We start from the raw sequence: 21,650 nt of genomic DNA, 5'->3' as shown, positions 1-21,650 counted from the left end.
CTATAGTCTGTCTAAGGGTTTACTCTTCCTTATATGAAAGGGCATTTCCTGCCTGAAATACAAAATCGCCCTGATTCGAAAATCAGGGCGACTCAAACTCATTATTCTTCGTCCATAGAGAGAACAGACATAAACGCTTCTTGCGGGACTTCGACGGACCCGACCATCTTCATGCGCTTCTTACCTTCTTTTTTTTTCTCGAGGAGTTTCCGTTTACGTGAGATATCTCCCCCATAACATTTAGCCAAAACGTTTTTACGAAGTGCTTTAATCGTAGAACGTGCGACGATTTTAGTTCCAACGGCCGCTTGGACTGGAACTTCGAACTGCATCCGTGGAATGAGAGCTTTAAGCTTCTCAACAATGACCTTCCCACGTTCGTACGCGAAGTCACGGTGAACGATGAAGCTGAGGGCATCGACGATTTCGTTATTGAGCAAGATATCCATCTTCACGAGACGCGATTGACGGTAGCCGATCAACTCATAATCGAGAGACGCGTAGCCTTTCGTGCTCGATTTCAACTGATCGAAGAAATCATAGACGATTTCACTGAGCGGAATCTCGTACGTGATTTTGACGCGAGTCGTATCGATGTATTGCATATCGATGAACGTTCCGCGTTTCTTCTGGCAAAGTTCCATGATTGCACCTACGTAGTCGTTTGGTGTCATGACAGCCGCCTTGACGTATGGTTCTTCGATTGAATCAACCTTTTGTTGCTCTGGCATCTTCGATGGGTTATCGACGTGAATTACTTCGCCTGAAGTCGTCGTCACGTGATAAATTACCGATGGTGCCGTCGTAATCAAGTCGATGTTAAACTCACGTTCAATCCGCTCTTGAATGATTTCCATATGAAGCATGCCGAGGAATCCACAACGGAAACCAAAACCGAGCGCTTGCGACGTCTCTGGTTCAAACTCGAGTGCGGCATCTGAGAGCTGGAGCTTTTCAAGTGCCTCACGAAGATCATTGTACTTAGCCGCATCAATCGGATACAAACCACAGTAAACCATCGGGTTCATCTTGCGATAACCAGGTAGCTGACTCGTTGCCGGGTTTTTAGCAAGTGTGATCGTATCCCCGACGCGAACATCTCCTACTGTTTTAATGGATGCAGAAAGCGTACCAACGTCTCCTACGTTCAATTCTTTAACAGAGATCGGTTTTGGCGTCGACACACCGAGGTCCGTCACTTCAAACGTCTTGCCAGTCGCCATCATTTGAACTTTGTCTCCTACTTTGACTGAACCGTTCACGATACGAATCGATGCGACGACACCGCGGTAAGCGTCATAGTATGAGTCAAAAATCAGTGCTTGCAATGGTTCAGACGGGTCACCTGTCGGCGGAGGGACAAGTTCCACGATTTGTTCGAGAATCTCTTCAATCCCGATTCCGGCTTTTGCAGAAGTCGGGACCGCATCACTCGCATCGAGTCCGATGACGTCTTCAATCTCTTGACGGACCCGCTCGACATCCGCTGACGGCAAGTCGATTTTATTGATGACCGGGATGATTTCAAGGTCGTTATCGAGTGCTAAATAAACGTTCGCAAGGGTTTGCGCTTCAATTCCTTGCGCTGCATCGACGACGAGAATCGCACCTTCACATGCCGCAAGCGAACGTGACACTTCATATGTGAAGTCGACGTGTCCTGGCGTGTCGATCAAGTGAAGAATATACTCTTCTCCGTCTTTCGCCGTATAGTTCAATTTGACGGCGTTCAATTTGATTGTAATTCCACGCTCGCGCTCCAAGTCCATCGCGTCAAGCGTCTGCTCTTTCATCTCACGAGCCGTGAGTGCACCAGTCTTCTCAAGAATCCGGTCAGCGAGCGTCGACTTTCCATGATCGATGTGCGCGATGATGGAAAAGTTGCGAATCTTCTTCTGACGATTCTCTAATTCTTGTTTGTTCATATATGGGTTCACCTATCCTTCTCATGCATACCGTGTCATTATATCAAAATCCTAAAGTAATGTGTACGACCTACTACAACAATACCACAGATAGTTTTCAGAATAATCATCAAGTGGTTGCTTTTCATATAACCGTTTGCTACAATTGTGCTTGTTCTGTTGAATGATTACTTGAAGTAATAAGAACATACACTTTCTTGTTTCAGGAGGTGACAAACAATGGCAAACATCAAATCAGCAATCAAACGTGCAAAAACTTCTGAAAAACGTCGTGTTGCGAACTCACAAGAGAAAGCGGCAATGCGTACAGCAGTAAAACGTGTTGATGCTCTCGTACTCGAAGGAAACAAAGAAGCTGCTCAAGAAGCTTTCGTCCTCGCTACGAAGAAGCTCGACAAGGCTGCATCAAAAGGTCTTATCCACAAAAACAAAGCAGGTCGTGATAAATCACGCCTCGCAGCTCGTATCGCTGCTCTCTAATTAGAGATCACACGAAACAGCCGCCTCCTATTCGGAGCCGGCTGTTTTTTTGTATACCATGACGTAGTGTGGGCCAATCCCAGGGATGTCGAACGGCTCCCCGATTCGTGTAAGTCCATTTCGTTCATAGAAACGGACAGCCACTTCTCTCGCATTACACCACCATGAACATCCCAGCTCATCATGGAGTGCCTGTAAAAATCGAGAGCCGATTCCTTGTCCCGAAACATGAGGATCCGTCGCCATGCCACGGAGTTGGAGCGGAATCTTCACACCCTCGATTTGTTTCGGGGACAGCATGACTGTAGCGACCGACAGCACTTGATCGCCTTCAACCCAAGCGAAGTGTCGCGTCGTCGGCGCCTCATCCCCTTCAAAATAACACGTCTCAACGTCTTTTCCTGGTCTGAGCACAACATGACGGAGTGGAATCACGTCTTGAAGCGTCACTTGTTTGAATCCCATTCCCTCACCTCACAATAAGGCCAGTTGACAAACGAGCGTATCGAAAACGATCTGTTTGTCACCTCGTCCTGTTTTCATGGCCTCGTCCGCGTCTGCAATCAATGTCAACGCACGTGCGAGCTGAGCCTCTGAAAAGCCGCGACTCGCTTGTGTCGCCAATTTGATTGTATACGGGTGGGCCCCGATTTTCGATGCGATTTGCTTCTCTCCATAGCCTGCCTCTGTCAACTGTTTCGACAGGTACATGTTCCGATATTGCCGAGCAAGCAACCCGAGTAGCCCAATCAGTTCTTGCCCTTGTTTTTCTAAATCCCGAACCAATCGAAGCGCTGCATCAGCTTGTCGTTTGACGAGAAGCTCCGAGAGCTGAAAGACGTTATCTTCTAATGTACGTGGAACTAAATCATTCACAATCTCAATCGGAATCGTCGCACCCGTTCCCGCGTACAACTGTAGCTTCTCTAGTTCGCGAACCAACTTTCCCCAATCATCCTGACATAGGAATAAAAGACGCTCCATCGTAGAGCGCTCCATCTTTTGTTGTTCACGACTCAATGCATCGTTCACGTATCGCATCAGTTCATTTTGGCTCGGCTTTTTCGCTTCGAGGACGATGGCACGCTCTTTCAGACGCTTCACGATTTTCTTCCGCTCATCGAGTTTTTCTGACTCGACAATCAAGACAAGAACCGAATAGGTCGCCGGTTGTACGACATATTCCGCCAGACGGTCAACATTGTGCTTTTGCTTCTCTTTCGCACCCGTTAAGAACTGGGCATTTTTCACGATAACCGTGCGATACTCACTAAAGAAAGGGACCGTCTCCGCTTCATCAAGCGCCGTATCGAGTGACGTCTCTTGAAGATCTAGTTGCATGACATCAAATTGATCACCGGATGGATTGGCCGCTTTCACGATTTCACGTTCCCACGTCTCTAACAAATATTTTTCGGTGCCATGGAGAACATAGACGCTCGCCAGTTTTCCATTATGTAACCACGGTTCATTCAAAACACACACCACTTTCACAATTTATTCTCATCTAAACATAGATTATCTTCCCATGATTCGCTATACTTATAAAGGAAGTATGATAAGGAGGGACCTAATATGCAAATCAACTCAGTACGCCCACCGAGTGAAAACCCGTTTGAAAATGACGTTCAATGCAAACGTAATGACGCCATCGACTCTGCGATCGGCTTCATCGTCCCATTTGGCTTTTTCTTCACGATTTTCTTCATCGGTGTCATCATCAAGTTCTTAAGTCTATAAGTGTTCAAACGATTGCCCCGGGGGAGCAATCGTTTTTTAGTGTATCACATTTTATGCCGTGCTACTCGATGATCCCCCGACACATGTTCTCTTCACAGACAATCATCCCGTTCAAATCGGTTCGTAATAGACGTTTCCCCACAACCCGTCGTAACGTCTCCTCGTGCGGATGTCCATACCGATTGTTCGAACCGACACTCGCAATGACCCATTCTGGATCGATTCGCTCAAGCAGCTCTTCTCCCGACGACGTATCGGATCCGTGATGCCCTAGTTTAAATACGTCGACGTCAAGCGTCGGTAACTCGGCTTCTCCTTCTATCGGCAAATCTCCTGTCAATAGATACCGCATGCCACCTACGTTCATGTACAGGCTGATCGAATGATCATTTTCATCTTCGTGTGGGCGATTCGGTGCCACAATCCACATCCATGGCGTCGGCCGATCGTCTGCCTCGAGATAATGGACCGATACATCATAGACCGCTGCTAAGTGTAGCAGTTCTTCTCGTTTTTCAGCATTCGCCACTTCTTTTGATATCCAAAGTTCTTCCACCGTCACCACTTTCAATAATCCTTCTAATCCGCCGATGTGGTCATGATCCGCATGGGTCAACAGGACAAAATCAAGCGAACGCTCCCCACGCTTCCATAAATAAGGGGCCAATACATCTTCCCCCGGGTCAAATGTGCTTCGCTTTTGCTCGTTTGGATCTTGAAATACGCCTCCTACATCAATGACACCAATCGTTCTTCCCGATTCTACGACGATTGCATCACCTTGCCCGACATCCAAAAAGGTCACCCTGGAGGATTCCGACCATTCTGACCATCCCGCAATCAACCCACATGTCATGATGGCCGCCCCCCATCCGATCCATCGTTTTCGATTCATCAGCGTCAAGCTCCCCCACAATCCTAGCAACAATGCGATTTGCGACGGCAATGCCAGATCGTGCAACGGAAGCCAAGGTCGTAAATCATCGTGGAGGGCGAACATTCCATTGATCTCATCCAACACAATCATGAACAACGGGGCAATTGAAGGAATCATCCATGTGACAAATGCGAGTGGCATGATGATCCACGAGATACAGATGGCCATCACGAGATTCCATATCGGTGCCACGACGGATAGAACCGGTTGTACTTGCCATAGTACAATCAGCCCAAACAGCTGTGCGAAAACGGACAACTCGATTAGTCCTGTCCAGATTTGTCTCGTGACTAACAAAAAGAAGGTCATCCCGACCGTCAACTGGAAACCCAGATTCGTGAGAAGGAACGGTTGAACGGCCAACATGCCCGCCGCACACCAACTCAAGAGCCGAATCGGGTCTCGAATCGTCACACCGAAAAGAGAGAGAAAGAGGATCGCATCTGCGACGACGACAGCTCTTGCAACAGGTGGGGAAAAACCAGTCATCCATCCGAACATCGTAATACTAAAGATCATCAGTACCGTCTTCGTTTCACGTCGAATAGGGATTGGCTGCATCAATATGCGCATGGCCACGATCAACATGGCAATATGTGAACCGGAAATCACAAGAAGATGAAGAAGGCCCGTCACACGATAAGAAAATGAGGTCTTTTCATCTAGCATTCGACTCTCTCCGAACAATAATGCCTCCATATATAATGCGACATCCGCACGATGACGATGCTCAATTTGTTGAAGTTGTTGTTCTTTCCAACGCAACAACCGACCGTCCCACCCTGCCGTCGGACGACACGTGTCGATTCGCTTCACCTTCCCTTTAAAGGATACGTTTGAACTCCGTGCCCAAGCCCGTTCATCAAATCCCCCGGTGTTTCGTAACGGTTGAAACGCCTCTACTTCGATTTGCACGAGGCACGTCTCTCCAGGTCGTCCGTGTTCTAATTCGCGTCCTCGTAAGACGCCCTGAAGATCGTCTACGTTCCCGTATAGTCTTACCGATTTCCCATTCTCTTTTCGACTTTCGATTGAGAAGGCAATCGTGTCTGACGGTAACGATTCTGTAGGGGTCGCATGGAACGAAGCGATACAGATGAGTCCAATCACTCCGGCTTTCGCATACAGGCCTTGCCCACGTCGTGTGACCAGATAAAAGACAATAGCGACCACAGAGACCAAATAGAATCCTTCTTTCAGACCGGTTACAATGAGTACCGCAAACAATGGAAACAGCGGCATCTTAAGGTACCAATAAATATGGCTTCATACTTTCTAATGTCTTTTCGCCGAACCCCTTCACATCACCTAGCGCTTCATATGTTTTAAATGGGCCGTTCGCTTTCAGATGATTTAAAATCGCCTCGGCTTTGGCTGGACCAATTCCTGGAACCGTCATCAGTTCCTCTTTCGTCGCACTGTTGACATGAACACCGTTCGTTTCGACCTCAGGACTCGCTGAGTCTTGCGAAATCGGTGTTTCTCCTTTTTTCGGCACGATGATTTTGACTCCATCAACTAACAACTGTGCTAAATTTAACTGCTCTGGGTCAGCTTCATCTGTCAGGACTGCCAAAGAGAGCACATCGCCCACTCTCGCCCCTTCTGGTACGGTATATACGTTCGGAGATTCAACCGCACCTGTCACATACACAACGAGCTCCATACGCTCTGGGGTCGTGGTCGGCGTGACCTCCTCAGGTTCCATGACGAACTCGTCCACCATTCGTTGCTCCGGTTCCTTTTGATAAAACAAATAGCCTACTCCTAAAAATAGAACGACTATTAGACCAATGACGAGTTGTTTCCATCTTTCCAAGCGAATCACCACCCTGTTCGACTGTTACGTTCAGTATGGCGAATCAGCTGTTTCGAAACACGTCTCATTCTTCCCCACAATCTTAACTTTAGGAAATGATTTGTTTGCATGTTCCATATCGCACTCGTACATGTAACGATATTCATCGACACAATTTCTATGAACAGGTTATAAAATGACGGAAAAAACGGAGACCATCACGTGGCCTCCGTTCCTACTGTTCACTGTTCGATTATTCTTCTTCGAAATGCTGAACCTGGTCAGCGAGTGCCGCTGCCTGTCCTTCTAACTCTTGCATCAATGTAAAGATTTGATCGAAGCTTGCCTGCTGTTCTTTCATCGAGGCTGCCACTTCTTCGTTTCCTGCGGCCAACTCTTCCGTCACCCCAGATACTTCTTCAACCCGACGCAAGACGTTGTTTACCTCGTTACTCGATGTGCGCATCTCTTGTTCGATCGTGCGTACGAACGAAGCGACGTGGTCTGTCCGTTCATGGATTCGGTTGAATGCTTCTTTCGTCAATCCGAACGCTTCTAATTGCGCCTCTTGCTCGCGTTTTGACTCATTCACCGTTTCCGTCAAACGGACGACTTCTTGCTGGATCGTCTCGACGACGTGGAAAATAGAGCGAGTCGCCTTGTTGCTCTCTTCCGCCAACTTCTTCACTTCACTTGCTACGACAGCAAATCCTCGTCCCGCTTCTCCCGCACGGGCTGCCTCGATTGCCGCATTGAGGGCAAGTAAATTCGTCTGAGCCGCGACGTCTTCGACAAGCTTCGCCATCGCCTCAATCTCAGCCGTTTGTCGTGCAAAGTGGTCCATTCGCGTGACAAGCACTTCATTCCGTTCGCTTGAACGATCTAAAATGTGCTCCTGGTCCGTTAATGTTTCAATTCCAGCCGCTACTTCACGTGTCATTTCTGACGTTTCTTCCGTCGTTTGTTTCGTCTGGTTCAAGCTCGTCTCAAATGAAGTTGCCATCGTATGCACTGAGCTGAGCGTTTCTTGCAACTCATTTGCAATCGACTGTGCTCCGTGTGCCATCTCATCAACTGCGTTCGTGATGTTAGATGTCGTACTCACGACCGCTTCATTTTCGGCTGCGGCTGTTTCGGTCATCCCGTTCACTTTCATTGATGTGACTCGGATTGACCCGATCACCGTCTGAAGAGACGCAGTCATCTCACGCATGGCACGTTCAAGACGTCCGATTTCATCATTGCGCGTCGACTCAGGCAACGTGACGAGACGTCCGGCTGCAATCGCTTCGGCCACCTTGACATTTTTTTCGAGTGGTCGAGTGATCGAACGGGCAAAGAAGAAGTTATAGATTCCGAGCGCAAGAATGACAAGAATCGTCAAAAGGACCGAAATCAACAAGAGACGTTCCGTCTCATTTGCCGCCTCTACTTGAAGCGCTTCATAGAATGAACCGTTCTTTGCAATCAACGTATTGATATCATTTAACAAACCTTCTAGTTTCGCTGCCTGGATCCGAGCTCCGATACCACCTTCAAGTGCCGACTCGACATCTTCGTTCACCTGTTCGTACTTCATCGTGGCACGGTCTAAATGATTTGAAAATGCCGGAATCAAATAAGACTGTTTTAAATCATCGAATGTTTCCGCGTTCGTCACACGGATGCGCTCTAATTGAGTCAATGTAGATTGGTTCGACTGTTCGCCAAGTGACGTCCAGAGGGATTGTTCTTGTAGGAGTGACGTTTCAAGTTGAGACAATTCAATCATTTGACTTCCATACTGCTCGTTATATGTTTGCAAGCGATTCAACGTCGACAAGACGTAACTCATCATCAGTACGATCAAGACGACAGTGAAGACGGTTGAGAAGATAAAACGTTTACGTAAACTCATTTAAGTGTCCCCTCCTTCAACTGACGTTCTACCGATTCATACTCTGATGTTTCTTTCTCATCCCATTGAATGCGACGAAGCGGAGCCAAGCCGACGCCGCCCTCTTCAATTCCAAGGATGACGTGTTCATTAAATGGTTTTTTGGTCACACGACCCGCGATTTCTACAATCGCCAAATCAACTTGTTTCAACATCGACGTCACAACCGCATCTGGTGCAATCATCGATTGATCACTATCGACCCCGATTGCCTTGACGCCGTATTTTTCAGCCGTCTCGAGTACACCGACTCCTGTAAGTCCAGCTGCAGCATACAGAACATCTGCTCCCGCTTTAATTTGTTTCTCAGCGAGTTCGCGACCGAGCTCTGGTGAAGCAAAATCATTCGAGAAATCAACGAGCATCTCGACATCTTCGTTCACCGCTTTAGCGCCACGTTCAAATCCTGCTTCAAATTTTTGAATGAGTTCCATATCCATCCCACCGATAAATCCAATCGTATCGGACTCTGTCTCAAGACCAGCCACGGCGCCGGCAAGCGTACTTCCCTCTCCCTCTTCGAACGTGATATTCAAGACGTTCGGAAGTTCGGACACGCCATCGATCAAAGCGAATTGCTGTTCCGGATGTTCAGCCGCTACAGCCTCTAAGTCTTCTTGACACGCAAAACCGAGACCGACAATTACGTCATGTCCCTCTTTTACCAATTCTTCAAAACCAACTTTGTATGTCTCCGTTTCGGATAGTTCACGATAATCAACGAACCAATCGCCCGTTTCACGTAGCTCACCCATCCCACGCATAGCTGCGTCACTGAACGATTGGTCCCCGAGACCAACGTCAGATAAAACAACTCCCATCGTCTGTCGTTCATCGACAGTGGCACTTGGATTGTCGATAACTGACTGACAACCGGACAACCAAAGGGTGCAAGCCGTGATTGTACTGAGCATTATACTTTTCTTCATATATTCAATACTCCCTCTCTCTAATGGTCTGACAACACTTATATCGACCGAGAAAGGGCTATTCTACATTATTTTTTTTTTTTTTTGTTGCAATAAAAAAAGCCATAGACATCGTCCATGGCTTCGTACACTTATTCTTTTGAAGCAGCGACCGTCGTATCAGCTAATTCACGCTCCGGTGTAGGAGCTGTTGCAACGTTCCCTTTCCCCGCAAAGTTCTCGAGCAAGTCTTTCATATCAATGCCCGAAGAAGCTTTTAATGTTTGTTGAAGCGACGCCATGAGGTCGGTTGCGTAACCTGTCACTTTCCCGGCACCGCCGTTTTGACCGCTCCCCGTGTCGACGACCGTAATCTGATCGATGTTTCCAAGTGGCGATGCAATTTCTTTCGCATAATCAGGAAGCATCTTGACGACCATATCGAGAATCGCAGCCTGCCCGTATTGCGCGAAGGCTTCGGCAATCTTCTCTTTCGCTTCCGCTTCGGCAAGACCGGTCAAGCGGATAATTTCAGCTTCTGCCTCACCTTTCGCACGTTCAGAATCCGCTTCTGCAAGACCTGCCAAACGTACGCGTTCCGCATCGGCTTTCGCCTGTGCTTCAATACGATACTTCTCTGCATCCGCACTTGCGATTTGACGTGCCTTATCCGCAGCGGCAGACTGTTCAATCGAGTATCGATCCGCATCGGCTTTTTTCTTCACTTCTGAATCATATTGTTTCTCACGACGCATGATTTCTTTCTCTTCGAGCTCGATTTGCTTTTGACGCTCGATGATTTGAACTTGCATCTGTTGTTCAGTGACTTCTTGTTTCGCACGCGCTTCCTCAAGCTCATACGCTTGGTCGGCCCGCGCTTTGGCAACATCTTGCTCACGGCGATAAGCCGCAATCCGAAGTTGGTTCTCTTTCTCAGCTTCCGCGATTTCAGACGCACGCTCAAGCTCGGCCTTCTTCGCATCTTTCATTGCTTCCGCCTGTTTGATGCGCGTCTCTTTATCCGCTTCTGCTGTCGCGATATCAGCATCACGCTTCACTTGGGCGATACGCGGTTTCCCTAGCGATTCCAAGTACCCGTTCTTATCTCGAACGTCTTTGATGGTGAATGATACGATGACTAGCCCCATCTTCGCTAAGTCTTGTGATGCAACTCGTTGAACTTCTTGCGAAAACTTGTCACGGTTCTTATAGATTTCTTCAACGGTCATAGAACCTAAAATCGAGCGCAAATGGCCTTCTAACACTTCTTTTGCTTCATTTTCACGTTCAATCTTCGGTTTTCCGAGGAACTGCTCAGCCGCTGTCGCGATTTCACTGATCGATCCGCCGATTTTAATGATGGCTGTTCCGTCCGCCATGACCGGGACACCCTGTTCTGTATACACTTCAGGTGTCGTGACCTCTAATTTGCTTGAGAGCAAGCTGAGCGGTTCTGCTTGCTGGAATACTGGGAAGACGAACGTCCCGCCGCCACGAATGATTTTGACGCGGTTACCGGATGTATCGCTATGTACATTTTTCTTGCCTAAATAACTACCTGTCACAATCAGTGCCTCATCTGGTCCGACTGTGCGATATTTTAGTACGAATACAAACACAAGTGCGAGGATGATGACCCCGACGATAATGCTGACTAAAATAGCCGTATTCATGTGTTATATCTCCTCTCGAATTGTAGGTTCGTCATATGGCATGACGATTGCGATATTGCCTTTTACTTCAATGATAACTACCCGACGATCTGTCGAAATCGATGTACCGTCTAAGCTTTGAGCCGTCTTTAAAAGCGATCCCGTCACTGTCTCAATCAAGACTTCACCGTATCCGCCTTCAGGAATGGGCACGGTCAATCGTCCGACACGTCCAACTAATGCCTCATCCGTCAAACCAATGGACTCTTCCGCATTTGAGAGCGGTAAGAGAACAAACAAATAGAGAAGCGTCGTCAGAGCAAGAGACCCGATCAATGCGACAGCGAGCCCAATCATCGGGGAAACGTGAGCCAATGCGTTTAAGATGAGCCCAATTCCTGCCCCTAGTGCTAAGAAAGATAGGATGACTGCAGGGTTGAACCAACCTTCAAACATATCGAACGCATCGGAAAACATCATGTAAATAAAGGTTCCAAGACCAGCGATGATCAACACCCACCAATAAAGTTGATCGATTGCCTCCATTACCACCCCTCCTGTCGACGTTTTTGTTCCATCATCAGTACGCGTCGAAGTTGTTCGACTTCTAATGCAAGCCGATCTTCAATTTCATCCCACTCCGACAGTGATGAAGTGGATAAGTCGTTCACTTCTCGAACTCGACCAATGGAACGTTCAATCCGTCGCCGATTGTATATGTCGACAAATTCTTGTCGTTCGAGTCGAATCCTGTTTAAAAAATATTCCACTTCTTTTTGAACTTGAACGACTTGATCCGTCACGCCCTCAGAAGAATCTTGCATCAGTAGCCGACGCACTCTCACTTGATGAGCTACTAATTTAGCAATTCTCGCCTCGAGTTCGAGAATGTGCTTGTATAATTCCTCTACCTCATCTCGTTGCGTGTCATCGCGCCACCACACGTCCACCTCACCTCACTTTTCTCTACTCATCTCCATATACGATAAAACCTCATCTTCGGTTTCAAAAAATAATAAAAAAATGTAAAATGAATTTGCCAGACAGAAAGGAAGTGCTCATGTTGGGCAACCAAGTCATCAAGCTATCATCCGCATCACAAGAAAAACTAAAGAAAATGTATCATGAGTATGCAGTCGCGCCACCACCATATGCGACATTCAGCGCCAAGACACCGGGATTTGTCGTAACGGTTTATCAATCAGGGAAAGTGATGTTCCAAGGAAAAGATGCTGAGACCGAGGCAGTGAAATGGGGACTACCTGCTGAGAAGAAACAAGCATCCGCACCGAACACCCTCTTACCTGAAGGATTTTCAAGTTGGTCTGTCATTGGAAGCGACGAGGTCGGAAAAGGAGACTACTTCGGACCACTCGTCGTCGTAGCGGCTTTTGTCTCACGCGATCAAATCGCACTCGTCAAAGAACTCGGCGTGAAAGATTCAAAACAGTTATCCGACCCTGAAATCATCCGGATTGCGAAAGATTTACACGCTACGATTCCCTATCAAAAAGCAACACTGCATAATCCAACATATAACAACATGCAACGGACGATGACACAAGGTAAAATGACCGCCATCGCCCATAATGCTGCACTTCGAGCGTTGCTTGAGAAAATCGGACAGAAACCCGATGCCATTCTAATCGATCAATTCGCAGAGAAGTCGGTATACTATCAACACTTGCGGGCAGAGCGGGATATCGTGCGCGACGATGTCTACTTTTCAACCAAGGCAGAAGGTCTTCATGTCGCCGTCGCAGCTGCTTCCATTTTAGCTCGCGCCTTCTTCTTAAAAGAAATGGACAAACTAAGTAAACAAGTAGGATTGACCCTCCCGAAAGGGGCAGGAGCAAAAGTCGACCAAGTCGCCGCTCAAATCATTCGAGGTCATGGACAGGATTATTTACAAAAGATTGCTAAAGTCCATTTTGCGAATACAAAGAAAGCCATCAACTTGAATGAACGTCGTTTGTAGAGCTTCGACATCAAGTATGATATACTCGTTTTACGGTTAAATGAACTTAAAATTTTTGGAGGATAGCGTTCATGTTGCATTATAAAACCTACACGATTAGTGATGACCATCCTTGGGTCATCTTTATACATGGGGCCGGAGGAAGTTTATCGCATTGGTATCGCCAACTTCGTCCCTTCCGTAAAAAATATAATGTCCTGCTCGTCGATTTACGCGGTCATGGCGGTTCATACGATGCTGAACAGTCGCTCAAACAACCATTGAATGCCTATACGTTTGATGTCGTTGCCAAAGACGTGATTGAAGTGATGGATCAATTAGGTATCGAAAAAGGGCACATGGTCGGTCTTTCTTTAGGGACGATTGTGATTCAGGCGATGTTTGAGCACTATCCGGATCGAATCGCATCAGTCGTCCTCGGCGGAGCCATTGTAAAATTTAATGTGCGCTCCACGTTGCTCATCCGACTTGGTAGTCTCGTGCAAAACTTCGTCCCCTATATGTGGTTATATAAATTATTCGCATGGATTTTACTCCCGAAGAAGCGTCACAAGAAGTCTCGGATGATGTTCGTCCGCGATGCGGCGAACTTATGTCAACGTGAGTTTATCCGTTGGTTCAAGATGACGGAAAATATTAATCCTTTATTGAATCAGTTCACTTCGATTCAAACGAACGTCCCGATTTTGTATATTATGGGTGATGAGGATTATATGTTTCTTGAAGCTGTCGAGCGGACAGCGAAACATCAACCGACAGCCAATGTTGAAATCGTTGCAGACTCTGGTCATGTGGTCAATGTAGACCAACCCGATCAATTCAATGCATTGTCGATGAATTTTATCGACGATCAGATTCAAGCACGCTCATTACAAATGAGCTAATTCAGGACGCCACTGGGCTTCCTGAATTTTTTTGTATTTATTTTCAGAAAATATAGATTATTACAAAAATAGATGGTATTCTTTAGCAAATCCAACGAAGAGGAGATGCTCGAAATGTCCAATCCCGTACATATGAACAGCCTGCTGATTATTATTCGACTGAGGGACTGAAATCGATTTGTTTTCAAAAAACGACTTTTCAGGCCCTTGTTCCCGTGGTAATCGGACAGGCGCCTGCAGATTGAAACCGCGCCTATCCTTGATGGATAGGTTTTTTTGTTGACATAAAGATATAGAGGAGATGATGGAAGTGAAGCAGTATATGATGGATCGAATGGTAAAAATTTCAGCAGGTATGGCAAATGCCGTACTCGTCACGCTCGGTGTCGGTTTATTGATTGAGACGATTGGTAATTTGAGCGGAATCGCGATGCTCGTACAGATTGGACAAGTCGCCAAATCATTGTTGGCACCTGCTTTAGGCGCTGGCGTCGCGTTTCAACTCGGAAGCAACACGCTCATCCTATTTAGTGCCATGATTGCTGCAACCATTGGCGGTGCAGCTTTAAAAGCGTCAGAAAGCGGACTCGTCCTCGTTCCAGGTCAACCGATTAGCGCACTGATTGCAGCGGCTGCCGCTGTATGGCTCGGAAAACGTGTCCTCGGCAAAACAAAGTTTGATATGATGGTCGTCCCGGTCACAGCCGTTTTAGGTGGCGGAATCGTTGGGGTTGCTGCAGCAGCGGTCACGACTCCTCTTATCAACTCAATCAGTCAAGGGATCACCGCATCTGTAGAAACGTCGCCGATTGCCACATCTCTTGTCATCGCACTTGTTTTCAGTGTCATGCTCATGTCGCCTGCATCATCTGCCGCACTCGCCATCGCGCTTCAACTTGACCCTGTCGCCAGCGCCGCTGCCTTGATCGGTTGCTCTGCTCAATTTGTTGGATTTACCTTAATGGCATATCGTCAAACCGACCCAGGTGGATTGGTCGCCTCATTCTTTGTCACACCGAAAGTGCAGTTTCCGAATATCATCAAAAACCCACGAATCGTCGTCCCACCGTTTATCGCCGCGATGATTTCCGCACCGATTGCTACTTTGATGTTCTCACTCCAAGTCCCATATGAAATCGCGGGTCTCGGGCTCAACTCCTTGATTGCCCCGCTTCAGATTTTAGCGGTCCAAGGGTTGGATGCCTTTCTCATCTTCACGATGACCGGCGTCGTACTCCCTGCACTCATTACATGGGCTCTTTATCGTGTGACGAGTCTTGTCGGATGGACCAAGTTCGGCGATCTCGCACTCGAGATTCAATAATAAAAGGAGCGTTGTCACAGGTGGACAACGCTCCATATTTTTTACGCTCGAAGTTCAGCGCCGTGTGTCGCACGGACCGCCTCGACGATCGTTTCATATGCTGCCGTTACTTCTTCATCTTGTAACGTTCGTGACGGGTCTTGGAACTTGAGTGAGAAGGCAATCGATTTTTCATCCGCTCCAACATTCTCCCCTGTATAGACGTCAAACAAGACGAGGTCAATCAAGAGTGGACCAGCCGCTTGGCGGATCGTTTGTTCCACTGTCCCAGCCGGAATCTCACGTGATAAGACGAGTGCCAAATCTCGTGAAATCGATGGATAACGTGGTACGTCTTGATAAAGAAGTGTCTCGTCTCCACGAAGTGCCAAGAGGTCGAGTTCGAATACATACACTTCCTTCATACCGTAGACGTCTTTCGATGTTCCTGGATGCACTTGTCCGACATATCCGATGACCTTTCCGTCCATCAAGATGTTCGCCGTGCGGCCTGGGTGCATATCGGGCATCGATACAGCCTCATACGTGACATCTAGGCGAAGCGTTTGGACTAACGTGTCGACAATCCCTTTTGCGACGAAATAGTCGACCGGGATCCGTGTTCCTTGCGAACGATGATCCATCCATAGACCTGTGACGACGCCAGCTACCCGTTCTTTCTCACGTGGTAACGTTTCTCCGTGCTCCGTATAGACGCGTCCTGTTTCGTAAAGTGCGACGTTCGATTGTTGACGCGCCGTGTTGTAACGAGCCGCCTCTAACAACCCAGGGACGAGCGACGTACGAAGGACAGAGCGTTCTTCACTCATCGGCATCGCCAATCGAACGAGCTGATTGGTTTCTCCACCGAAACGTGTCGCATGTGCCTCACTCGTTAACGAGTAGGTAATGGCTTGTGATAAACCTACTCCTTGTAACAAGCGACGTGTCTGCCTGCGCAGTACGTTGATTGCTGGCAAATAGCCTTTCGATTGAGAGGCAGGTAACGTCGACGGGAGACTATCATATCCGTATAGACGTGCCACTTCTTCTGTGATATCAGCCGGAAGCTCTAAGTCCGGACGGCGCGATGGAATGTGTACTGTCAGCACATCATCCCCTTCTGTCGCGAGACCGAGACGCTCCAGGATGTGAACGATTGTCTGACGATCGAGTGTCATCCCTAAGCGCTTGTTGATATAGTCAATCGACACTTGGATTTCTCGGGCACGTGATTCGGCTTCACCTGAACGCACCGCATCATGAATGGCTCCTCCACCGAGTTCGACAATCAGTTGCGCAGCACGGTCAAGCGCGAGCATGACACGTTCTGGGTCAACGCCTTTTTCGAAACGAGCGCTTGAATCTGAACGTAGACCGAGCGTACGGCTTGTCTTGCGTACAGATGCCGGATCAAAGTACGCTGACTCTAAAATGATATCTGTCGTTGAAAGATCTACCTCTGTATTGGCACCACCCATGACGCCTGCGATGGCGACTGGAGCTTGCCCATCTGTGATGACCATCATCGATGAATCGAGCGTGCGCGTCACGTCGTCGAGTGTGACCATTTCTTCTCCATTTTCGGCTTGACGGACCACAATCGAGTTGCCAAGTTTCTTCGCATCGAATGCGTGAAGCGGTTGTCCGATTTCAAGCATCACATAGTTCGTCACGTCGACAATGTTGTTGATTGGACGGACACCTTCTGCGATCAAGATATTCTTTAGCCATTGTGGCGACTCTGCAATCGTTACCCCTTTTACTTCACGAGCTGCGTAATATGAACAGTTCGGTGTCGCAAGTTCGATAGATACCTCCGATGGTGATGATGACGTGACATCTGCTGTCGGCAACGTGTATGGACGCTCTAAGATGGCCGCAACCTCATGAATGATTCCATAAAGGCTCAAGCAATCTGAACGGTTCGGTGTCAAACCGAGTTCGATGACCTCATCGTCCAAGTCGAGCAAATCGAGCACATCTGCACCGACTTGTACCGATTCACGGAATGTATGAATCCCATCCTGCTCGTCTTCCCGAATTTGTTTCTTCTCAAAGCCGAGCTCTTCGAGTGAACAAATCATCCCTTGTGATTCGACACCACGTAGTTTTGCTTTTTTTATTTTATGTCCTGGTAGGCGTGCGCCAACTTTGGCCACGATTACATGTTGCCCTTCGCGCACGTTCGGTGCGCCACAGACGATTTGAACAGGGTCACACTCTCCGATATCCACTTTCGTCACGTTTAACTTATCCGCTTCTGGATGTTTCTCACATGAAAGGACCCGTCCGACGACGATCCCAGAAAGTCCTTCCCCACGATTTGTCACACTTTCGACTTCGATTCCGTTCTTCGTAATCAAGTCACCGAGCGCTTCGCCGCTTAAATCGGATACATCAATATATTGATTCAACCATTTTTTTGAAAGTAACATCTGTCTTCCTCCTTAGAATTGCTCGATGAAACGTAAGTCATTTGTGTAGAAATGACGGATGTCATCGACGCCGTGTTTGAGCATCGCCATACGCTCCACTCCGATTCCGAATGCGAATCCTGACACTTTTGATGAGTCATAGCCAGCCATCTCCAATACATGAGGATGGACCATTCCGCCTCCGAGAATCTCGATCCAACCGGTTCCTTTACAGACGTTACACCCTTTCCCGCCACACTTGAAGCAAGAGATGTCGACTTCGACCGATGGTTCCGTGAACGGGAAGAAGCTTGGACGAAGACGAATTTCGCGCGTTTCACCAAATAACTGCTTCACGAACACTTCGAGTGTCCCTTTTAAGTCAGCCATCGAGATGGATTCATCGACAACCAATCCTTCGATTTGCATGAATTGATGCGAATGCGTCGCATCGTCTTCATCACGACGATACACTTTACCTGGACAGATGATGCGAATCGGCTTCCCATTCGCCTCCAACATCGTGCGAGCCTGTACAGGAGATGTATGAGTACGAAGCAACGTCTCTTCCGTGATATAGAACGAGTCTTGCATGTCTCGTGCCGGATGATCTTTCGGCAAGTTCAGCATTTCGAAGTTATAGAGATCGGTCTCGACTTCAGGACCTTCAGCAATCGTATATCCGAGTCCAACGAACAAATCCTCCATCTCGTCGATGATTTGTTGCAAGAGATGGCTATGGCCAGGAGTCGATGTCCGTCCCGGGAGTGTCACATCAAGCGTTTCCGCTTTTAACTTTTCCTCTAATTCAATCGCCTTCACTTCTTCGATTCGAGCATCGAGTGTGCTTTGAATCGCGGTACGAACGGTATTGGCCAACTCACCGATGACCGGACGTTCCTCGGCAGATAATTTACCCATGCCACGGAGCACTTCAGTCATCGGTCCTTTTTTCCCTTTATATTTGATGCGGACGTCATTCAATGATTTTTGTGTGGATGCCTGTTTGATTTCTTCTAACGCTTCCACTTGTAACTGTTCTAATTGTTCTTTCATGTGTTCGCTTCCTCCTCAACATAAAAAAGTCCCTTCAGTCGTTGACTGAAGGGACGAATCATCGCGGTACCACCCTACTTGGCCAATTCATGGCCCACTTGAGAGCATCGTTATCGTGATGCCAAACCGGTGTTGTCTCCAACACGACTCCAGAGTGAATTCAGCGACGAATCCGGCAAAGGCTCTCAGTCACGGCCCTTGCTCCCTGAACGGAATCGGTCATTCGCTTACTATGTTCTTTCAACGTCATATCTTATTCATCGATGTGTTTAACCTATCACGTTTTTCACGTGCTGACAAGATTATTGTAAAGCGATGCGATACATTAAAATACCCGCAGCGACCGCCGCGTTGAGCGATTCCGCGTCGCCGAGCACCGGAATATGCACACGTGTGTCACAGAGTGCCAATACATCAGCATGAACCCCTTGTGCCTCATTCCCGATGACGAGGGCCACTTTGTCTTCGAATGCAACTTGCTCATACGATGTTGCCTTTGAGAGAGCTGTGCCGTAGACGTGGAATCCATCCTCTTTCAGCTCAGGTAACTTTTCAAGCAAGTCGACCGAGGTCACGTTCACGTGAAACAGTGAACCTTGTGTGGCACGTACGACTTTGGCGTTGAACGGATCGACCGTACCTTTCCCGAGTAACACCGTATCGAATCCGGCAGCATCTGCTGTCCGAATCATCGTACCGAGATTACCCGGGTCCTGTACTCGGTCTAGTACGAGTACTTTCTTCATTTTTCGTTCCACCGGTGTCATCTTGACAACGGCAAACACGCCTTGGGTCTTTTCCGTTTCGGAAAGAAGGTCCGCAACGTGGTCGGATAACTCGAGGACTGGCATATCTTCAAGTCGCCACGTTCCTTTTGGTGAATACGACTCAGCCATGATGAGTTGGACGAGTCGACCGGCACGAATGGCCTCGTCCACCAAATGCTCTCCTTCTACTAGGAATTGACCCGTTTCTTGACGACCTTTTTTCGTCATCAATCGTTTTAATCGTTTAATCGTCTCGCTCTTCGTAGACGTAATCTTCGTCATATTATCCCTCTTTCAACCATTGGACCGTTTCGTGGTCTAAACGTTTCGTCAATGCGACAACGAGTTGTACCGCTGCCTCGTAATCATCCTTATGGATGATGGACACGTTCGTGTGTAAATAGCGGACCGGCACTGTCAATGCGATGGCCGGCATCCCAATCCCAGAAAGATGGAATCGCCCAGCATCTGTGCCACCGCCTGGCGTTAAGTCCAATTGATATTTGATGTCTTGCTCTTTGGCCACGTCAACGATGAGGTCGACAAGGCGTGGGTTCGTGACGGTAGTCGCATCAAAGAAGATGACTTGAACCCCGTCCCCGAGTTTTGACAACCCTTCTGCTTGGGTCATCCCCGGCGTATCACTTGGAATGCCTGTATCAACAGCAATCGCGACATCCGGGCGAATCAAGTTGGCAGCGGTCACCGCTCCACGTAACCCGACCTCTTCCTGTACTGTCGCTCCTGTATACACGACGCCTGGGAACGATTCTTCCTTCAGACGTTTTGCTGCTTCGATGGCAATCGCACATCCGATTCGGTTGTCCCATGCCTTCGCCATCAAGAAGTTCTCATTTTTTATGACAGTGAATTCACAATGGGGCACGACCGTATCGCCTGGACGAATTCCCCAATCAGCCACTTCGTCTTTCGACGTGGCACCGATATCTAAGAACATATCTTTGATTTCAACGGGTTTTTTTCGTGCCTCGAGCGGTAGGACGTGAGGTGGTTTCGCACCAATGACACCGGGAATCTTTTCACCAGACCGTGTGACAACATCCATTCGCTGTGCCAACAGCACTTGGTTCCACCAGCCACCGAGCGCTTGGAAACGAAGGAAACCGCCTTCTTCCACACGTGTCACCATGAAGCCGACTTCATCCATGTGACCCGCAATCATGACACGCGGACCTTCAGCATCTCCAGTCACTTGACCAAATAAACTTCCGAGTCCATCCTGTTCAAACGACTCGACATGCGGCTCGAGGTATTCACGCATCAATTGACGGACTTCTCCCTCATTGCCCGGGACGCCTGTTGCATCCGTCAAACGTTTTAACATATGTAACGATTCATTCATACCAATCCGCTCCTTTTCATTAATATCCTTGATTTTGTCGCTCATGGTTTACTTCATTTTTATTCATGTATGCCAGCAAAATGAGTTGCTCATTAAAACCGAGCGTATAACCAAGTTCGAGATAAGCTGCCATCAGCGTCTCGTACATGGCTTCCGTTTTTGAAAGACCAAAATTCGTCACTTTTCGATAAAAAACTAAAAAAGCATCAGTCGCATCAAGATATGAACTTCCCGCAGGAAACGCATCTCGTTCATACCCAAGCGCAAGACCAAGTGACAGTAAGAAATGAATGCCGTCTACATATTCTTCTAAGATCACATCTTGAGGCGACGGTCCTTTCTTCGACCAAAACTTAAAGCTACGTGTTTCGTTAGCCAGTTCACCGAGCTCGACAAGCAGCGCCAGTAACCGTTCATCGAATTGATTGCCGGATAATCCATGTTGTGCTTTGATCCGCTCGTCTAATTCGCGCTGCCGATCAAACAATGTTGTCCAGTTCACCGGA

The 21,650-nt window shown here is 47.9% G+C and carries 20 protein-coding genes; 5 read left to right on the top strand and 15 right to left on the bottom strand.

Annotation, left to right across the window (positions count from 1 at the left end; genetic code table 11):
* Nucleotides 1-101: 101 nt before the first annotated feature.
* Nucleotides 102-1,925 carry a translation elongation factor 4 gene (gene lepA, locus BBB58_RS07685; RefSeq protein WP_074036569.1) on the bottom strand — a complete coding sequence of 608 codons (1,824 nt, stop codon included), beginning with the start codon at nucleotides 1,923-1,925 and terminating at the stop codon, nucleotides 102-104.
* A 219-nt stretch (nucleotides 1,926-2,144) separates the two neighbouring features.
* Here lepA and rpsT point away from each other — a divergent pair, with 219 nt between their 5' ends.
* Nucleotides 2,145-2,405 carry a 30S ribosomal protein S20 gene (rpsT, locus tag BBB58_RS07680; RefSeq protein ID WP_012726675.1) on the top strand — a complete coding sequence of 87 codons (261 nt, stop codon included), beginning with the start codon at nucleotides 2,145-2,147 and terminating at the stop codon, nucleotides 2,403-2,405.
* A 27-nt stretch (nucleotides 2,406-2,432) separates the two neighbouring features.
* Here the strand turns inward: rpsT and BBB58_RS07675 are convergent, their stop codons facing one another.
* Together BBB58_RS07675 and holA are read right to left on the bottom strand one after the other, a co-directional pair.
* Nucleotides 2,433-2,870 (bottom strand): GNAT family N-acetyltransferase, encoded by a 438-nt coding sequence (locus BBB58_RS07675; protein ID WP_074036567.1) that lies wholly within the window; start codon nucleotides 2,868-2,870, stop codon nucleotides 2,433-2,435.
* Nucleotides 2,871-2,879: 9 nt separating this feature from the next.
* Nucleotides 2,880-3,890, bottom strand: a complete 1,011-nt coding sequence (holA, locus tag BBB58_RS07670; RefSeq protein WP_237708269.1) for a DNA polymerase III subunit delta — start codon at nucleotides 3,888-3,890, stop codon at nucleotides 2,880-2,882.
* Between the two features lie 90 nt (nucleotides 3,891-3,980).
* Here holA and BBB58_RS07665 point away from each other — a divergent pair, with 90 nt between their 5' ends.
* Nucleotides 3,981-4,145 (top strand): YqzM family protein, encoded by a 165-nt coding sequence (locus tag BBB58_RS07665; RefSeq protein ID WP_012726678.1) that lies wholly within the window; start codon nucleotides 3,981-3,983, stop codon nucleotides 4,143-4,145.
* A 61-nt stretch (nucleotides 4,146-4,206) separates the two neighbouring features.
* Here the strand turns inward: BBB58_RS07665 and BBB58_RS07660 are convergent, their stop codons facing one another.
* The 7 genes from BBB58_RS07660 to BBB58_RS07630 all read right to left on the bottom strand — a co-directional run bounded on the left by BBB58_RS07660 (nucleotide 4,207) and on the right by BBB58_RS07630 (nucleotide 12,320).
* Nucleotides 4,207-6,324 carry a DNA internalization-related competence protein ComEC/Rec2 gene (locus tag BBB58_RS07660; protein WP_074036565.1) on the bottom strand — a complete coding sequence of 706 codons (2,118 nt, stop codon included), beginning with the start codon at nucleotides 6,322-6,324 and terminating at the stop codon, nucleotides 4,207-4,209.
* A 1-nt stretch (nucleotide 6,325) separates the two neighbouring features.
* On the bottom strand, nucleotides 6,326-6,910 hold the full coding sequence (locus tag BBB58_RS07655; protein ID WP_244150708.1) for a helix-hairpin-helix domain-containing protein: 585 nt from the start codon (nucleotides 6,908-6,910) through the stop codon (nucleotides 6,326-6,328).
* Between the two features lie 223 nt (nucleotides 6,911-7,133).
* Nucleotides 7,134-8,777, bottom strand: coding sequence for a methyl-accepting chemotaxis protein (locus BBB58_RS07650; protein WP_074036563.1), 1,644 nt, complete (start codon nucleotides 8,775-8,777; stop codon nucleotides 7,134-7,136).
* On the bottom strand, nucleotides 8,774-9,745 hold the full coding sequence (locus tag BBB58_RS07645) for a BMP family lipoprotein (protein ID WP_074036562.1): 972 nt from the start codon (nucleotides 9,743-9,745) through the stop codon (nucleotides 8,774-8,776). Before BBB58_RS07645 ends, BBB58_RS07650 begins: the two co-directional genes overlap by 4 nt.
* A 131-nt stretch (nucleotides 9,746-9,876) precedes the next feature.
* Entirely contained in the window at nucleotides 9,877-11,397 is a 1,521-nt protein-coding gene (gene floT, locus BBB58_RS07640) for a flotillin lipid rafts scaffold protein FloT (protein ID WP_074036561.1), read from the bottom strand.
* A 3-nt stretch (nucleotides 11,398-11,400) separates the two neighbouring features.
* Entirely contained in the window at nucleotides 11,401-11,922 is a 522-nt protein-coding gene (locus BBB58_RS07635; RefSeq protein ID WP_074036559.1) for an NfeD family protein, read from the bottom strand.
* Entirely contained in the window at nucleotides 11,922-12,320 is a 399-nt protein-coding gene (locus tag BBB58_RS07630) for a hypothetical protein (protein WP_074036557.1), read from the bottom strand. The genes BBB58_RS07635 and BBB58_RS07630 overlap by 1 nt, the downstream gene beginning before the upstream one ends.
* A gap of 119 nt (nucleotides 12,321-12,439) precedes the next feature.
* Here BBB58_RS07630 and rnhC point away from each other — a divergent pair, with 119 nt between their 5' ends.
* The 3 genes from rnhC (at nucleotide 12,440) to BBB58_RS07615 (ending at nucleotide 15,562) form a co-directional block, all read left to right on the top strand.
* Nucleotides 12,440-13,354: a ribonuclease HIII gene (gene rnhC, locus BBB58_RS07625; RefSeq protein ID WP_074037906.1), complete on the top strand. Its 915-nt coding sequence runs from the start codon at nucleotides 12,440-12,442 to the stop codon at nucleotides 13,352-13,354.
* Nucleotides 13,355-13,425: 71 nt separating this feature from the next.
* Complete coding sequence (locus BBB58_RS07620; protein ID WP_074036555.1) at nucleotides 13,426-14,238, top strand: alpha/beta fold hydrolase; 813 nt, start codon at nucleotides 13,426-13,428, stop codon at nucleotides 14,236-14,238.
* 301 nt (nucleotides 14,239-14,539) lie between these two features.
* The gene (locus tag BBB58_RS07615; protein WP_074036553.1) at nucleotides 14,540-15,562 is read left to right on the top strand and encodes a PTS sugar transporter subunit IIC; all 1,023 of its coding nucleotides are present in this window, start codon (nucleotides 14,540-14,542) and stop codon (nucleotides 15,560-15,562) included.
* Between the two features lie 41 nt (nucleotides 15,563-15,603).
* On the opposite strand, the gene pheT is transcribed toward BBB58_RS07615, so the two are convergent.
* The 5 genes from pheT to BBB58_RS07590 form a co-directional block, all read right to left on the bottom strand.
* Nucleotides 15,604-17,979: a phenylalanine--tRNA ligase subunit beta gene (pheT, locus tag BBB58_RS07610; protein WP_074036551.1), complete on the bottom strand. Its 2,376-nt coding sequence runs from the start codon at nucleotides 17,977-17,979 to the stop codon at nucleotides 15,604-15,606.
* A 12-nt stretch (nucleotides 17,980-17,991) separates the two neighbouring features.
* A complete protein-coding gene (gene pheS, locus BBB58_RS07605; protein ID WP_074036549.1) occupies nucleotides 17,992-19,014 on the bottom strand; it encodes a phenylalanine--tRNA ligase subunit alpha in 1,023 nt (340 codons plus the stop codon).
* Nucleotides 19,015-19,316: 302 nt separating this feature from the next.
* Nucleotides 19,317-20,063, bottom strand: a complete 747-nt coding sequence (locus BBB58_RS07600; protein ID WP_031423182.1) for a TrmH family RNA methyltransferase — start codon at nucleotides 20,061-20,063, stop codon at nucleotides 19,317-19,319.
* 1 nt (nucleotide 20,064) lies between these two features.
* Complete coding sequence (locus BBB58_RS07595) at nucleotides 20,065-21,144, bottom strand: M42 family metallopeptidase (protein ID WP_074036547.1); 1,080 nt, start codon at nucleotides 21,142-21,144, stop codon at nucleotides 20,065-20,067.
* Between the two features lie 19 nt (nucleotides 21,145-21,163).
* Entirely contained in the window at nucleotides 21,164-21,646 is a 483-nt protein-coding gene (locus tag BBB58_RS07590) for a dUTP diphosphatase (RefSeq protein WP_074036545.1), read from the bottom strand.
* Between the last annotated feature and the right edge of the window lie 4 nt (nucleotides 21,647-21,650).

This window comes from Exiguobacterium profundum (assembly GCF_001909285.1).
GTDB classification, from domain to species: Bacteria; Bacillota; Bacilli; order Exiguobacteriales; family Exiguobacteriaceae; genus Exiguobacterium; species Exiguobacterium profundum.
The sequence above is the reverse complement of the archived record's forward strand: the minus strand, read 5'-3'. Positions and strand labels throughout refer to the sequence as shown.

What these genes read in the sequence shown, in the direction of transcription:
- BBB58_RS07620 (WP_074036555.1), top strand. Translation starts at nt 13,426, where the DNA reads ATGTTGCATTATAAAACCTACACGATTAGTGATGACCATCCTTGGGTC.
- BBB58_RS07645 (WP_074036562.1), bottom strand. Translation starts at nt 9,745, where the DNA reads ATGAAGAAAAGTATAATGCTCAGTACAATCACGGCTTGCACCCTTTGG.
- BBB58_RS07600 (WP_031423182.1), bottom strand. Translation starts at nt 20,063, where the DNA reads ATGACGAAGATTACGTCTACGAAGAGCGAGACGATTAAACGATTAAAA.
- BBB58_RS07665 (WP_012726678.1), top strand. Translation starts at nt 3,981, where the DNA reads ATGCAAATCAACTCAGTACGCCCACCGAGTGAAAACCCGTTTGAAAAT.
- floT (WP_074036561.1), bottom strand. Translation starts at nt 11,397, where the DNA reads ATGAATACGGCTATTTTAGTCAGCATTATCGTCGGGGTCATCATCCTC.
- BBB58_RS07635 (WP_074036559.1), bottom strand. Translation starts at nt 11,922, where the DNA reads ATGGAGGCAATCGATCAACTTTATTGGTGGGTGTTGATCATCGCTGGT.
- lepA (WP_074036569.1), bottom strand. Translation starts at nt 1,925, where the DNA reads ATGAACAAACAAGAATTAGAGAATCGTCAGAAGAAGATTCGCAACTTT.
- BBB58_RS07650 (WP_074036563.1), bottom strand. Translation starts at nt 8,777, where the DNA reads ATGAGTTTACGTAAACGTTTTATCTTCTCAACCGTCTTCACTGTCGTC.
- BBB58_RS07595 (WP_074036547.1), bottom strand. Translation starts at nt 21,144, where the DNA reads ATGAATGAATCGTTACATATGTTAAAACGTTTGACGGATGCAACAGGC.
- BBB58_RS07660 (WP_074036565.1), bottom strand. Translation starts at nt 6,324, where the DNA reads ATGCCGCTGTTTCCATTGTTTGCGGTACTCATTGTAACCGGTCTGAAA.
- BBB58_RS07615 (WP_074036553.1), top strand. Translation starts at nt 14,540, where the DNA reads ATGATGGAAGTGAAGCAGTATATGATGGATCGAATGGTAAAAATTTCA.
- pheT (WP_074036551.1), bottom strand. Translation starts at nt 17,979, where the DNA reads ATGTTACTTTCAAAAAAATGGTTGAATCAATATATTGATGTATCCGAT.
- rpsT (WP_012726675.1), top strand. Translation starts at nt 2,145, where the DNA reads ATGGCAAACATCAAATCAGCAATCAAACGTGCAAAAACTTCTGAAAAA.
- pheS (WP_074036549.1), bottom strand. Translation starts at nt 19,014, where the DNA reads ATGAAAGAACAATTAGAACAGTTACAAGTGGAAGCGTTAGAAGAAATC.
- BBB58_RS07675 (WP_074036567.1), bottom strand. Translation starts at nt 2,870, where the DNA reads ATGGGATTCAAACAAGTGACGCTTCAAGACGTGATTCCACTCCGTCAT.